The sequence below is a fragment of the Marivirga salinae genome, from assembly GCF_030503855.1.
GTDB classification, from domain to species: domain Bacteria; phylum Bacteroidota; class Bacteroidia; order Cytophagales; family Cyclobacteriaceae; genus Marivirga; species Marivirga salinarum.
In genome coordinates this window covers 586,496-601,650 of record NZ_CP129971.1, presented here as the reverse complement: position 1 = coordinate 601,650, position 15,155 = coordinate 586,496, and the positions used below count along the sequence as shown (strand labels likewise).

At 33.2% G+C, this 15,155-nt stretch carries 10 protein-coding genes; all 10 read left to right on the top strand.

Features of this window, described 5'->3' with window-relative positions; genetic code table 11:
• The first annotated feature begins 147 nt into the window (after nucleotides 1–147).
• A complete protein-coding gene (locus tag QYS49_RS02610) occupies nucleotides 148–1,230 on the top strand; it encodes a DegT/DnrJ/EryC1/StrS family aminotransferase (RefSeq protein ID WP_308350081.1) in 1,083 nt (360 codons plus the stop codon).
• A complete protein-coding gene (locus QYS49_RS02605) occupies nucleotides 1,227–1,859 on the top strand; it encodes an acetyltransferase (RefSeq protein ID WP_308350080.1) in 633 nt (210 codons plus the stop codon). Before QYS49_RS02610 ends, QYS49_RS02605 begins: the two co-directional genes overlap by 4 nt.
• Nucleotides 1,856–2,788, top strand: a complete 933-nt coding sequence (locus QYS49_RS02600) for a glycosyltransferase (protein WP_308350079.1) — start codon at nucleotides 1,856–1,858, stop codon at nucleotides 2,786–2,788. The genes QYS49_RS02605 and QYS49_RS02600 overlap by 4 nt, the downstream gene beginning before the upstream one ends.
• A 14-nt stretch (nucleotides 2,789–2,802) precedes the next feature.
• Nucleotides 2,803–3,963, top strand: a complete 1,161-nt coding sequence (locus tag QYS49_RS02595; RefSeq protein WP_308350078.1) for a glycosyltransferase — start codon at nucleotides 2,803–2,805, stop codon at nucleotides 3,961–3,963.
• Nucleotides 3,964–4,041: 78 nt separating this feature from the next.
• Nucleotides 4,042–5,181 carry a glycosyltransferase family 61 protein gene (locus tag QYS49_RS02590; RefSeq protein ID WP_308350077.1) on the top strand — a complete coding sequence of 380 codons (1,140 nt, stop codon included), beginning with the start codon at nucleotides 4,042–4,044 and terminating at the stop codon, nucleotides 5,179–5,181.
• 2 nt (nucleotides 5,182–5,183) lie between these two features.
• Nucleotides 5,184–6,260, top strand: a complete 1,077-nt coding sequence (locus QYS49_RS02585; protein ID WP_308350076.1) for a glycosyltransferase — start codon at nucleotides 5,184–5,186, stop codon at nucleotides 6,258–6,260.
• A gap of 109 nt (nucleotides 6,261–6,369) precedes the next feature.
• Nucleotides 6,370–7,068, top strand: a complete 699-nt coding sequence (locus QYS49_RS02580; protein WP_308350075.1) for an FkbM family methyltransferase — start codon at nucleotides 6,370–6,372, stop codon at nucleotides 7,066–7,068.
• Nucleotides 7,069–7,073: 5 nt separating this feature from the next.
• On the top strand, nucleotides 7,074–7,868 hold the full coding sequence (locus QYS49_RS02575) for a glycosyltransferase family A protein (protein ID WP_308350074.1): 795 nt from the start codon (nucleotides 7,074–7,076) through the stop codon (nucleotides 7,866–7,868).
• A gap of 12 nt (nucleotides 7,869–7,880) precedes the next feature.
• Entirely contained in the window at nucleotides 7,881–9,047 is a 1,167-nt protein-coding gene (locus QYS49_RS02570) for a glycosyltransferase (RefSeq protein ID WP_308350073.1), read from the top strand.
• A 35-nt stretch (nucleotides 9,048–9,082) separates the two neighbouring features.
• On the top strand, nucleotides 9,083–14,887 hold the full coding sequence (locus QYS49_RS02565; protein ID WP_308350072.1) for a PKD domain-containing protein: 5,805 nt from the start codon (nucleotides 9,083–9,085) through the stop codon (nucleotides 14,885–14,887).
• Nucleotides 14,888–15,155: the final 268 nt, after the last annotated feature.

Sequence of the window (15,155 nt, the reverse complement as noted above, 5' to 3'; positions counted from 1 at the left end):
GAATTATATGTGGTTTGCAGTTATCAGGATATCTCTTTGTAATTGTTTGTTGATTCATATACTCATAAGAATATTATCATCCACTATAAAAAATTGAATTATATTATAAAAAATGACCTCAAAACAAATTGAATATAAAATAAAGATATGATAAATGTTTCAAAGACATTTCTTCCTGATAGAGCAGAGTATAACAATTACCTCAAAAAGATTTGGGATAGTAATTGGCTAACTAATAATGGAAGTTTATTGATTGATTTAGAAAACAGGCTAAGTAATAAATTAGGTAGTAAGAATTTATTATGTGTAAATAATGGAACAATGGCTCTACAGTTAGCCATTAAAGCTCTTGATTTAAAAAATGAAGTCATTACCACTCCTTTTTCCTATGTGGCAACTGTATCAAGTTTGGTATGGCAAAATTGTGAACCGGTATTTTGCGATATTGATAGCGAAACATTAAATATCGATCATAGGAAAATTGAAACATTAATAACTAGTAAAACCACCGCAATTTTGGCTACTCACGTTTATGGAAACCCTTGTGAAGTAGAAGGAATAGATTCAATAGCAAAAAAGTACAACTTAAAAGTTATTTATGATGCCGCTCACTGTTTTGATGTCAAATATAAAAACGAATCAATTCTTAACTTTGGTGACATATCTGCAATAAGTTTCCATTCAACAAAGATTTTTCACTCAATTGAAGGGGGGGCCCTGATTACGAACTCACATGACCATGCTTATCGTATCAAGCAATTAAGAAATTTTGGCCATAAAGGATATGAGGAATTTGATGGAATCGGTATAAACGGTAAACAGTCAGAATTTCATGCCGCAATGGGTCACTGCGTATTGGATAATTTTTCTGAAATTATTAATGGAAGGAAGAGAGCCTTTTTATATTACGATGATAAATTAGCATGGGAATTTATTAAAAAACCAACTTATAATAAAAATGCTAATAACAATTATTCTTATTATCCAATAATTTTATCCGGCGAAAGTGAGACATTAGAGTTAAAAGCTATTTTAGAGTCTAATAAAATTTTTCCAAGGCGTTATTTCTATCCATCGTTGACAAGCTTGCATTATCTAGATAATCAACAGGCCTGCCCTATTTCAGATATTATTTCAAAGAGCGTCTTATGCTTGCCATTATTTCACGATATCACTCAAGAAGAATTAGATAAGGTGATATTTATTATAAATAACTTTTTCAAGGGATGATCATTATTGGTGCAAAAGGATTTTCAAAGGAACTTTTAACTGTATTGATGAAGAAATCAAATAATGAAAAAGACATCTTCTTTTTTGATGACATTTCTAAAGATCTTGGGGATAATTTATTTGGGAAATTTCCTATTATTAAATCAATTGAAGAAACGAAACACATCTTGGCCGAAAACCCATATTTTGCTCTTGGGTTAGGATCACCTCAGCTTAGGAGAAAAATGACTGATAAATTTGAATTTTTAGGGGGGAAGCTAAAAACCGTTATTTCTCCAAAAGCTGTTGTAGGCATTTTTGGTGTTGAAATTAATCAAGGTGTTTGTATAATGTGCGGCTCTGTTATTACCTCAGACATTAAAATAGGGAAAGGTGTATTAATTAATCTTAACTGTACTGTAGGTCATGATTCAAAAATTGGAGATTTTGTTGAATGTTCTCCTGGAGTACATATCTCAGGTAATGTAAGAATTGGTAATAATACCGCTATCGGAAGTGGAGCGGTAATTCTACCAAATATTAGAATAGGAAATAATTGTGTTATTGGTGCTGGAAGTGTGGTCAGAGAAAATATCCCTGATAATAAATTAGTGGTGGGAGTTCCTGCGAAAATAATAAGAGACATATGAATTCAATTAAAAAACCTTTACTAAGTGTCTCTTTAATTACTTATAATCAAGAAAATTATATTGCTGAAGCACTGCAAAGTATTATTAATCAAAAAGGTAATTTTGAACTAGAAATTGTAATCGGAAATGATGCATCAACTGACGGCACAAAAGAAATAATAGAAAAATATAGAAAAATACATCCTCAAGTTATAAAACCTATTCATCACAAGGAAAATATAGGTATGATGAATAATTTCATAGATACTTATCGTAGATGTTCTGGAGTGTATATAGCCTATTTAGAAGGTGATGATTATTGGACTGATCCTTTGAAACTGGACAAGCAAATAAGCATTTTAATTGACAACCCACTTTTATCATTTTGCTTCACTGATGTAATTAAGGTTGACCGAAATGGTAGAGACCTAGTCAAATTCTCAGACTACAGAGGCTTAGATAAATCACAAATAATTCCACTAAAAGAAATAATAGAAGCTAAAATTAGAAAGATACATATTGGAACTATTCTATCGAAGAGATATAGTTTTGACTTTCCTCAGTGGTACAGAAATGTTTTAGCAGGAGACTTTATATTTACAATAATGCTAGGCGATAAAGGATCTGTTTATTACTTAAACCATGTAACCTGTGCATATAGAAAACATGAAAAAAGTGTTACCAATAGACCTTTCAGCTATAATTATTACAAACACCTAAAGGAAATTTATTTAAAAAGTGATAGCTTTTTTGAAAATAAATATACTCATAATTTTGATAAAGCGATCAACATTCTAAAAGCTCAGTATAATCTGAATAAATTTCAACAAGAGAAAGTTTTTATAATCAAGTTGTGGCGCTTTTTTTTGTTACTTTTTGAGTTGCCTCTTTTATATATTTCATTTCGAGATTTATTTTGGCTATTGCGAAAAACAAAGGGAACTGAATAAACAAAATAATCGAATTGCCATCATTGACGTTAAACACAAAAAGTTTTGACCAGTCATTTATATTTTATAATTTTTTGAAAATACTCCATATCACAAATTGGTATCCTAATCACATTAATGAATATGAAGCGTTATGGATTCAGAAACATATCAAATCATTAGATAATAGGTGTGAAAATTTCGTTATCCATTTTGAAATTTTAGGTGAAAATGGCTTTGAGGTAATCAAAAAGAAGTCAAATAGTCTATGTCAGACAATTATAAAATTGCCCTTTGGAAGTTGGCTAATAAAGGAGTTGACATATTTTTTATTTGTTTTTTATATCTTTATAGTGAAACGAACACACAAAAAATATGACATTATCAACTTTCATGTGGCCTACCCAATGCTCACGTTTTGGCATTGGATTCAAAGATGGGTGAAAAAACCAGTGGTAATTACAGAGCATTGGAGTGCATACCATTTTAATTTTGGGACAAAAAAAAAACTACCTCGAATAAGAAGAATTTTCCAGCAGAATATTCCTGTTATAAGTGTCAGTAATGCTTTGTCAAATGATATTAAGCAATTTGCCCAGAGTAATTTCCCTACATACGTTGTGCATAATATTGTAGATGAAAAAATTTTCTATCCTGATAAAAATTTCAAAAAAGAGAATTACTTCTTTGCTGTCAGTCAGTGGAAACCTCCCAAAAATCCTTTAGTGGTTATGGATGCTTTTTTAAGTTCATCGATATCAGATACTTACCAATTAAAAATAGGTGGTTATGGCGTGTTGTGGAACAAAATGAAAAACTTTGTGATTGAAAATAAAGCAGAAAATAAAATTATACTGTTAGAAGAATTAACATCGCACGAAATAGCATACCATATGAAAAAGTGTAAAGCTTTTTTGCATCCATCTGATTATGAAACATTTTCAGTAGTTTGTGCAGAAGCAGTAAGTTGTGGCGCTTTTGTTATTGCTCCGAATATTGGAGGATTACCAGAGGTCATTGGTAGTAATGGTCAACTTTTGGATCAATGGAAGAAAGAAGATTGGATGGAGGCATTACAAAGAACTTCTGTTTCCCCACCTAAAAGCTCCAAATATATTAATAGTTTTGGTAGAAAGAAAATAGGCTTGCAATATTATAAAATACTTATGCATATTAGTGAGGAATTTAGAAAATGAAGTTAAACTTAGCGTATTTAAGAAGACTCTATTTAAGAAACATACTTGCACAGTACACTAATAAAGTTCCTAAACTTCATGAATAAAATAAAAAAAGCATTTTCAGATGTTTTATGTCGCATAACGACTCTTAATTTTTTTATTTATAAAAAACCCTTATTTCTTAGAACATTATTGTCATTTAAAGAGACAGTTTCGTTTAGCCCAAAATATGATAAACTAATATCACCCAATTTAAATAAATACTTTTTTAAGTTTCTTTTAAATTATACTGAAATAGAGCATGGGGTGATTTTTTTAAAAAAAGTAAGATATATACCTGAAACAGGAATAGTTTTAAAAAACAATAAAGTGGTTTTAAGCACCATTTTGGATTCACTTGGTTATCTGCGAAAATCAAGTGTATTTAAACATTTAGCTCCTTTTTTATTTGGTATAAAATACAAGGAAACACCTGGGGTTTTCTTTCATTTGTCAGGTAATATGACCTACAATTTTTTTCACTTTTTAATAGACTCTTTACCTCGAGTAATAGATTTTTTTGAATTGAAGAAAACTTATCCTGATATAAAGCTACTAGTTAATAACAAGAAACCATTTACAGTACCCTACCTACTTTTGTGTGGAGTAAAGGAAGTCGATATATTTTTTGCAAAACAAAATCTACTTGTTTCTAAATTATTTATAGTTAATAATAAATTTGGAAGAAGCAAAATAAATAATCTATGGGCATATCATGTTTATAGTAAACTTTATTTAGGTAAAATGAAGGAACTCTTGTTTGAGAATCTTGAGATAAATTCGCAAAACTTCCCAAGAAGAAGAGTTTACATTTCTCAATTTGATGCTGGTACTAGAATCGTTAAGAACGAACAAGAGGTCATTTCAATGTTAAAGAACCATGGGTTTGAAACTATTGTTTTGGGCAAATTTACCGTTGCGAATCAGATAAAAATAATTGCCACTTCAGAATTTATAGTTGGAGCCCATGGAGCAGGCTTCACAAACCTAATTTACGCTGATAATTGCAAAATAATAGAGCTTTTCCCTTTTAATAGGATGGTTCAAACTCTGTATCAAACACATCAACTTGGCCAGTTAAATGAAAATTTTCATATTTTAATTGAAGTAGATGAAGCAGATGAAGCACAAAATATTAAAGTAAATGTAAAGGAATTAGAAAAAGTTATATTATTTCATTTAAAGGAACAATTATAGGATTGGATTTTGGAAATAAAAATATTTTAATTATCTCTCCAGAGTCGTGGGAGCATATTTTTGTTTCGAAGCATCATTATGCTGTTCACTTAGCTAAAAAAAGCAATAGAGTATTTTTTCTTAATCCACCATCTGGAAAATTTGGTTATGAAGAAACAGAATTTGATAATGTTTATTCTATTCAGTATAGAGGATTTTTAAAAGGACTCAGATTTTTACCTTCCTTTTTGCAGAAAATTATTATTAGAAAAAAAATCAAATACCTACAAAACCAACTTAAAGCCAATTTCGATATTATTTGGTCATTTGACAATTCTGTTTTTTTTGATTTTTCGTCATTGTCAAAGAATGTGTTTTGTATTTCACATATTGTAGATTTAAATCAGGACTTCAATACAAAAATTGCAGCAAGAACTGCTGATTTATGCATAGGAGTAAATCAAAAAATTGTAAACCGGTTAAGGAAACATAATTCAAATACAATTTTAATCCCTCATGGTGTTCAAATTTTCGGTAATAAGTTTGATGAAATAGATTTAGCAGGGAAAAATAGAATTAAAGCAATCTATATGGGGAATTTATCCATGCCTCATATTGATTGGGAATTATTACTTCAGATAGTTTTAACACATCCATTTGTAGATTTTATCTTAATAGGTGGTGGAAAAAATACAAATTCTAATACAGTAAAAAGTAATGTATTAGAAAAGTCAAATGTATTTTTAACAGGAAAAATTTCAGCTGATAAAATACCCTCTTACCTTAAGAAATCAGATATTTTGTTAAGTATATATGATGAAACATATGCGACCAATTATGCAACCCCTCATAAAATGATGGAATACTTTTCATCAGGGAAAATGATAATTAGCACTTGGATTTCAGAATATGAACAGCAATTTAAAGAAGGAATTATTTTGATGACTAAAAATCAGAATGAATTTTTAAGAAAATTTAATTTAGTTGTAGAAAATTTGGAAGAGTGGAATTCCTCTGATAAGATATTAAAGAGACAAAATTTTGCTTCTAAATTTACTTATGACATGCAAATTGAAAAGATTGAGAAATTACTCCCTTAAATACAGATTTATTAATTTTCTGGCTAATCGTAAGCTTCTAAATGCCTTTAATTTTAAACTGATTTTAAAAAAAAGGAAGGTCATTCGTAAAATACCGATAATGAAAGGTATGGGAAAAGATTTATTGATAGAGTCAGAGCCATGGATGTCAAATTTACTCTACAGGTTAAAAGATAAATTGGTTAATAAGTCTTTTGTGGATGTTGGTGTAAATGTTGGACAAACTCTTATTAAGATCAAGGAAGTTTCACCAACCGTAGAATATGTTGGTTTTGAGCCTAATCCTTACTGTGTAAATTATCTTTTAAACTTAATAGAACTGAATAATTTAAAGAATACTACCATTATACCAGTAGCTTTATCAAATGAATTAAACCATCTAAAATTATTATTGGATAACCAATCTACTTCTGACTCATCTGCAAGTTTTATCAAGAATTATCGAAAAGGTAAATACCATCAAATAGATATCATTACCGTAAAACCAAGTGATCTCACAATTTTTCAGAAAATAGAGATTGGAATAATTAAAATAGATGTTGAGGGAGCGGAATTAGAAGTTTTAGATGGGTTAAAAGGATTAATTTTAAGAAATAAACCTCATATAATCATTGAAGTCTTACCTGTTTATAAAAAAGAAAACATTGAGCGCCTTAATCGCCAAAAAGAGATTGAGAACTTTATTAAAGAAATAAATTACATTTTGTTTCGAATAGATGAAGGAAATGGTGACTTAGTTCAAATTAAAAATTTTGGTATTCATAGCGATTTATCAAAATGTAATTATTTGCTTTCTCCCAAAAAATAAATCAATTGATTTCCATTATCACCCCATTTTACAATGCTTCAAGATTTTTATCAGAGGCAATTGAATCTGTAATTAATCAGACATACCATGATTGGGAGCTAATTTTAATCAATGATGGCAGCACAGATGAATCAAAAAAAATCGCAAAGTCATTTAATGATTCTAGAATTAGATATTATGAACAAAAAAACAAAGGTGTAAGTGCCGCAAGAAATAAAGGCCTAAAGGAAGTTAAAGGAATTTACTTCTGTTTTTTGGATGCAGATGACGTGATGCCAAAAAATAGTTTATTAAATAGGATGAAAGTTTTTAAAACTAATCCTGACACCTCCTTTGTAGATGGCAAAGTAATTAAAATGGATTCAAAGTTAAATATAATTGAGGCTATTTGGACACCTTCATTTTTTGGAAATCCATTTACAGACTTAATACATCTAACAGGGAAATCTTTTTTCGGGCCAACTTGGATGATAAAAAGTGAATTAATTTCTGAAAATCATTTAGTAGAAGGTCTTACACATGGAGAAGAGCTCCTTTTCTATATGAATTTATCAAAGAAAAGTGGCACTTATTCTTTCACAGAGGAACCAATATTGTATTATCGAAACAATCCCAATTCTGCGATGAAAAATTTGAAAGCACTTGAAAAGGGATATCGTTTTATAGAATCTCAAATTAAGAGTTGGCCTGGAGTAGGGAAGTCTGATTTAAGGATATTTAGATGGAAATATAAAAGAGCTATGACATTAGCTTACCTTAGAAAAAAATCAATCCAAGAAGCATTTAAGGTCTGGTTTTAATAATTTTTTAATTTGAGTAATAGAATTCTTTTTATTGGCTATTGGAATTTAGATGATGGCTTAACCCATTCTACTATTTTTCTACATCTAAAAATTCTAAAGGAAATACCAAATGTTGAATATTTACATTTTGTTAATACACAAAGAGAAAAACCTACCAAAAACAGTCTTGATAAAATAAAATTTTTGGGTGTAGATTATAGTCCTTTGTATTCTAAGAATCTTCCTTTTAATTTTTTGAATAAAATTTATGATTTCATCCATTTCCCGAAGTTAATAAAGGAATTATGTCTTAAGCATAATATAAATCTTATAATTAGTCGTGGAGCACCGGCTGGTTCATTGGCTTATTTAGCCACTAAAGAAAATAAAATTCCATTTATAGTGGAATCTTTTGAACCACATGCTGATTATATGAAAGCTGCTGGAGAATGGAAAAGTTATGGATTGAAATATCTATTTCAAAAGTATTGGGAAAAACAGCAAAAAAAATATTCCAAAGCTATAATCACGGTAGCAGAGAATTATCGAAGTCGTTTAATCGTGGAAGGGATTTTAAAGGATAAGATTTTTGTTGTGCCTTGTGCTGTTGACCAAAATATTTTTTTTAAGGATAAAAATTTGGGAGAGGAGATGAAATTAAAACTAAAAATCCCCTATGAAGCAACTGTAGGAGTTTATGCGGGCAAGTTTGGTGGCTTATATTTAAAGCAGGAAGCTTTTCAAATTTTTAAAGAAGCATTTAACCAAATTAAAGACTTTCATTTATTGCTTCTTACAAATACGGATTCATCTTGGTTGAATGAAATGATTCAACAATATCGATTGCCTTCCAACCGAATACATTTCAAATTCGTCCCTTATAATGAGGTGAACAACTACTTAAACATTGCAGATTTCGCTTTTGCACTATACAAAAGTAATCATGTGAGCCAGTTTTTAAGTCCTGTAAAAATAGGGGAATATTGGGCATGTGGATTACCTGTATTAATAACTCCAAATTTGGGGGATGAAATGCATTGGATAGAAGAGGAAGAATTAGGCTTTATTAAAGAAAAGAAAGATTCAAATTATTTTAAGAAGTTCACTGATTTTTCAGTTTCGAATATAATTAATAAGGGAAAATCATTAAGAGGTATGGCAAAAGTAAGTCAAGTTTATAATCAAATATTAAATTGATTAAGAGTATTTACATATCAATTTTTTGCACTGTAATGTCTTTCCAGCTTTTTAGTCAGACACCTACAGCTGATTTCAATTTACCAGCTGATGTATGTTTAGACGAGCAGTTTCAACTGGAAAACACTTCTGTTAATGCCACTAGTTATGAATGGGAATTTTGTTTCTCTGGGTTTGATGGGGTCACAAATGTTTCGGAAATAGGAAATTTAACGGGCGCTGGTAGAATTTTGGCGTTTGATGTGAAAAAAATCAACGGTGAATGGATTGGATTTGCAGCCGGTTACAGTACAAATAAATTATATCGATTTATATTTCAGAATGGGCTTGACATGCCACCCACATTGATAGAGGAAATAACTTTAAGTGCAGGTTTTTTAGGGAGGGCACTCTCAATTGAAATGCAGTACCACCAAAATAATTGGTATGTACTTTTATATAATCGCGATGATGCTTCAATAAAAAGTTTAAATTTTGGGAATAGTATTTTAAATAACACCCCTTCCGAATTTATTTTAAAATCTGGCTTATCCAACAGTCTGGTTAAAATGCAAATACTTAAGGAAGATAACGTCTATTATTTAGTGGTTAACAACCCTAATGGAAGTATTAACATTTTAAATACCAATAATGATTTTGAAAGTCCAATAACAGAAGCAAATACCTTTTTAACTAGCAGCATTTCTGGAGTATCATCTGCTAGGGATGCCAAGCTTATTAAAGAAAATGACAGCTGGTATTCTTTTATTTCGGACTTTAATAGTAAAAACATTTATAGGGCAAAATTTAATCCTGACTTAATGAGTGGGTATCTAGAAGAACCAACAGTAATTGGAACTGATTTATATTCTGGAAATCCAAACAGTATTTTTCTAACTAAATCTGATACGGGGGTTTATCTTCATACTTTAACATTCCAAGGTGTATTAAGTAAAATTAAATTGACCAACATTGAAGCTGCTATTAATGCAAGTGATGTAGAGCCTTATGGAACGTCTAATGTTTATAATGAAGGATATGCTTTAAAATTTTTTAGAGATTTAGGAAAATGGAAAGGAGTTGTTTTAAAGGATAATAATAACCCAGACTCAAAGTTCTTTTTAGTAGAAAATAATTTTCAATGCAATAGTAGCATTATTTATTCAGAAGATTTTCAGCCTACTATTTCTTATTCATCCTACGGGATATACCCGATAAAACTAACAGCTTATGATGCAGATGGTAATTCATCATCGACTATCAATGAAATCACCGTTCAACCTTTACAAGGTGAGACTGTAGCTGATCCAGCTTATTGTGTTACTAACAATATTCCTTTTGAATTTTCAACTTCAGAAAATATTGTTTCTTACTTATGGGATTTTGGGGATGGGAGTACAAGCACGGCCATTTCCCCAAGCCATCAGTATGGTTCAGATGGCGAATATTATATTTCTTTGGAAGTAGAGAGCACTGCTGGCTGTACCAATATATTTTATGATACCTTAAGTATTTTGCCCGAGCCCCAGCCGGAATTTATAACGACAAAAACGGAGTACTGCTCTTTTGAGCCCGTTGCCTTTAGCAATACAACTCCTTTTGACTATGGGGGGAATGTGGCATGGTCATGGGATTTTAATGGAGAAGGGAATAGTACAGAAGAAAACCCAAATTTCACTTTTGAAACTCCTGGCACTAAAATTATAACTTTGGAAGCCAATGTTTTGGGTTGTATTCAAACCTATCAATCCACCTGGGAAATTATAGAGGGGCCTGAGGTGGACTTTAGCTATGACAACAATTGTTTGGGGGAAGCCATTCAGTTTACCAACCTAAGCACGGGAGCCAATATTACGGGCTATCAGTGGGATTTCGGGAACGGGGAAAGCAGTACGGCCGAAAATCCGCAAGTTACCTATGTTAATCCGGGCACTTATGCCTTAAGTTTAACGGTTAGCAATGCCAGCGGCTGTGACAATACAGCTACACAAAATATCCAAATTTTTGAGCAATTGGTGGATAGTATTATGTCGACTGAAGCCATAGAAAACCTGCCTTTTGACCTGGGCATTGACTGGAACAATGATTTTGATAGCACCCAGAACCTTGGCTATGAATGGGAAGTTAATGGTGAAATTCAAACTACCGACACTGCCACTTATACTTTGGGCGAAGGAACTTACGCAGTCAATTTGGAAGTCACAACGGAAAACGGCTGTCTTTTCACTGCCCAGAGATCAATTGAAGTCAAAGTTTCAGAAAGCCCGGCCCCTGATTTTAATTTACCTGTTGAAGTTTGTTTGGGAGAGCAGTTTGAATTAGAAAACACTTCTGTTAATGCGGCACGTTACGAATGGGATTTGTGTCCCTTTGATTTAGGGCAGCAGCATAAAAATGAAGTGGAGTTAATTGACTTTAATTTTGATAACAGTATTGCTTTTAAGATTATTCAGGACGGTGATAGCACTTTTGGGTTCACTTTCGGTCGGAACAACAATAATCTTTATCGATTGGATTATGGTGAAAATCCTTCTTCCGAACCAGGCTTAACTGATTTGGGCAACATTGATGACTTATTTAGGGGTCCCGTAGCTATTGATTTTATCCAAGAAGGGGATGATTGGTATGCATTGGTAACTAATTATGACAACTATGATATTATTAAGTTATCATTCGGTTCGTCTCTTTCAAATACCCCGACTGCGATAAACCTCACTAACTTTGGTCAAATCAGTAAACCTGATGGCATACATGTCAAGCAATATTCTGATATGATTTTTGCCTTTGTAATGAACGGTACCCGTATTACAAGGCTAGATTTTGGCAATTCTATTAATAATACAGTAACAGCAACCAGCATTAATGTACCTAATAGCAATAGGCTTTGGGGCTTAGATATTATTGAAGATAGCGGCAATTATTTTGGAGTTTTATCATCATTTGGCAACAGTAATGTTTACTATCTAGAATTCGGAAATGACCTAAGTTCGACTCCGGCCATAAGCGAGTTCGATGTTAGCAGCTTAGACCTTACTTCTCCTGGTGGTTTGCAATTGATAAAAACTGATGAAAAGTACTATGGTTTTATCCAGTACAGGGCAGGTGAACTGGTCAGATTCAGTTTCGGGTCGTCAATGAATATCAACCCGATCATGCAAAATTTAGGAAGAAAAGAGATCATTCCTCCCACTAGCAATGCTCATGTCCAAATTTTAAGAGACAGCTCAAGATGGTTAGGTTTTACCATGAATTTTGGACTATCTAAATTGTTTAGATATGAGTTTGTAAACGAATGCTCGGCAACTACGGATTTCTCCACAGAAACAAATCCGACTCTCTCTCTCTTCTTAGCAGACACTTACCCCCTCAAGCTAACTGCTTATCACGAAAACGGTAAGAGTAAATCTATCACCAAGGAAATAACGGTAACAGAAAATCAAGCACCTGAAATAGCATTTACCACAGGGGAAAGTTTATGTGTAAGTGCACCTATACAGTTTTCAAGCGAAAGCAATACCGAGATCAGTTCCTATAGCTGGGATTTTGGGGATGGCGATGCTTCCACAGAAGCCAATCCAGCACACCTTTTTAGCAGTGCTGGTGAGTATTTAGTTCAGCTATCCGTAACCGATACGGCAGGCTGTAAAAATCTTTTTCAAGATAGTGTAACCATCTATGCAGAGCCACAACCAAGTTTTCAAGCGCAAGTCCAAGGCAGTATTTGCTCTCAAAAACCCTTAAATTTTACAAATACTACTAATTTGCCTACTAGCGCCACATTCCAATGGGATTTTGGGGATGGAAATACTTCAACAGAGGAAAATCCTGAACATATTTATGCAACCGAAGGAGAATACATTATCAATTTTCAAATTGAAATGGCGGGCTGCTTAGTGGAAAAAACAGACACTATTTCGGTTAACCCTGGTCCTTTGGTCGATTTCAATTATAATGATGATTGTTTTGGTCAGGTAGTTAATTTTGAGAATAAAAGTACTGGCGAGTTCTTGCAAAATTTTCAATGGGATTTTGGAGATGGCACCCAATCCACGCAACTAAATCCTAACCATAGTTACGATTCAGCTGGCACATACAATGTGCAACTCTCTGCTTTTACTAGCAATGGTTGTGATTACACCTTCGAGCAAGAGGTTATCGTCCATCCAATAGCCACAGTAGCCTTCGAATCGGAAGTGGGTTGTGCAAACCAACCGGTGCAATTCAATGAAGAGGTGGTGCTGCAGAAATCCAATATCACCGATTACCTTTGGGATTTTGGCATTTCGGGTACTTCTTCTGATCTGTCCGCTAAAGCCAATCCTCAATTTACATTCCCTACAGCAGGCACTTACCAAGTCCACTTGCAGGTCACTACTGCTGATGGCTGTACTTCCTCAGGCATGCAAACTGTATCGGTCAATGCTTTGCCGCAACCAGCTTTCACTTACGAAGAAAACTGCCTTAACAATCCTATTTTATTTAGCCCTGAAAATACCGACAATATCATAGCTCATTTCTGGGAACTTCAAAATCAGGCAGGTGTTGTTGTCTTTACCGCCCAGTCAGAGAATTTCTCTTATGCATTCGAAAATTCTGGAAGCTATCAATTACGCTATCGTCAACAAAATGAAAACCTTTGCAGCAATTCCATTACGGAAACTATAGAGATCTTGCCATTACCAGAACCGGAATTTCAGGTCAGTAAGATTTGTGCAAACGAAGCGGTTGTTCTCGAAAATATAACTGATTTAAAAGGGAATATTTTGAAAAATTATAGTTGGAGCCTGGATGGGGAAACGATATCCACTGATTTTCAACCGCAGTACACCTTCCCAAATAGTGGAGACTTTCTCCTCGGTCTTCAAGTAGAAACCCAAAACGGTTGTATTCAAAACATAGAAAAAACCATAAGCGTAAGCCCAAGCCCAACAGCCTTTTTCGAATTAGAACAAACTTTAGCAGCATTTCCCTACACCCTCAACCTCAATGCGGAATCAGTAGGTCAGACGACAGTCAGACCGGCCAACACGGATACAGAAGCAAGGTCAGACGCTAGTCAGACCGAGTCAGTTGGTCAACTTCCAACTTCCAACTTCCAACTTCTAACTTCTAACCCTCAAAACCCATCATCCAACATTACCTGGACCCTAAATAACGATACTATATCGTCTTCTGCTCAATTAAACCACACCATCACAGAACCCGGCACTTACCTACTAGGTCTAATTATTACCAATGAAGCAGGCTGTTCCGATACACATTACGAGCAAATCAGAATACGTAAACCTAATTTAGATATCGCATTAAATAATCTGAGAATTACCCAAGATCAAGAGTTCACCAGTTTTATATTAAACATTAGCAACAAAGGAACGCTAGTACCTGAGAGATTAGATTTGGATATTGATTTGGGTAGTTATTCCGTGACGGAAACCATAGAAGAACCACTTTTACCAGAAAGAAATAGAAATGTTGCCCTAAGCATAAAACTGACAGAAGAACAAATCAGAGGCTTAGCTAAGATTTGTATTCGAGCAATTCCGCATAATTCACAGGGAAGTGATAGCAATGAGAATAACAACAGAGTCTGTACTAATATAGAAAGCGGACTGATTATAATGGAAATCTATCCAAATCCTGTTGCCACACAATTCACGATGCCATTGATCATCCCCGAAAATGCCAATGTCGATCTAAGCTTAGAGCAAAGTAATGGCCAAACCGTTAAAACCTATTTTTATGATCTGGAAGCCGGCTATCATGAAATCAAAATAGATAGAGATAATATCAAGCCTGGCATTTATTTCCTCCGCATCCGCTACCAAGGCGAAGAAAAAGTCAAAAAGATTATTTTTCAGTAGAGCACGCTGGGCTTATGAAGCCTAAGGCTTTTGGTGTCTCACGCCAAGACGCTAAGGCGCAAAGACCTCGCAAAGAAATTGTAAAATTTAATTATATATTTATATGAGTAATTGCATTAGCAGTTTAATTATTTTTTAAAAGTTAATATTATTTTTAACGTTGCGTAAAACTTAGCGCCTCTGCGACTCCCAACTTCAGTACGGGACAGGTCTTGCGTGAAAATAAAAAGCCTTAGGCTTTCAGGAAATATTGAAAGAAGAAGCAACC

Bases quoted from the DNA above. Each gene is read 5' to 3' on its own strand.
- QYS49_RS02600 (WP_308350079.1), top strand. From the start codon at position 1,856: ATGAATTCAATTAAAAAACCTTTACTAAGTGTCTCTTTAATTACTTAT.
- QYS49_RS02565 (WP_308350072.1), top strand. From the start codon at position 9,083: ATGTCTTTCCAGCTTTTTAGTCAGACACCTACAGCTGATTTCAATTTA.
- QYS49_RS02580 (WP_308350075.1), top strand. From the start codon at position 6,370: ATGGGAAAAGATTTATTGATAGAGTCAGAGCCATGGATGTCAAATTTA.
- QYS49_RS02590 (WP_308350077.1), top strand. From the start codon at position 4,042: ATGAATAAAATAAAAAAAGCATTTTCAGATGTTTTATGTCGCATAACG.
- QYS49_RS02610 (WP_308350081.1), top strand. From the start codon at position 148: ATGATAAATGTTTCAAAGACATTTCTTCCTGATAGAGCAGAGTATAAC.
- QYS49_RS02605 (WP_308350080.1), top strand. From the start codon at position 1,227: ATGATCATTATTGGTGCAAAAGGATTTTCAAAGGAACTTTTAACTGTA.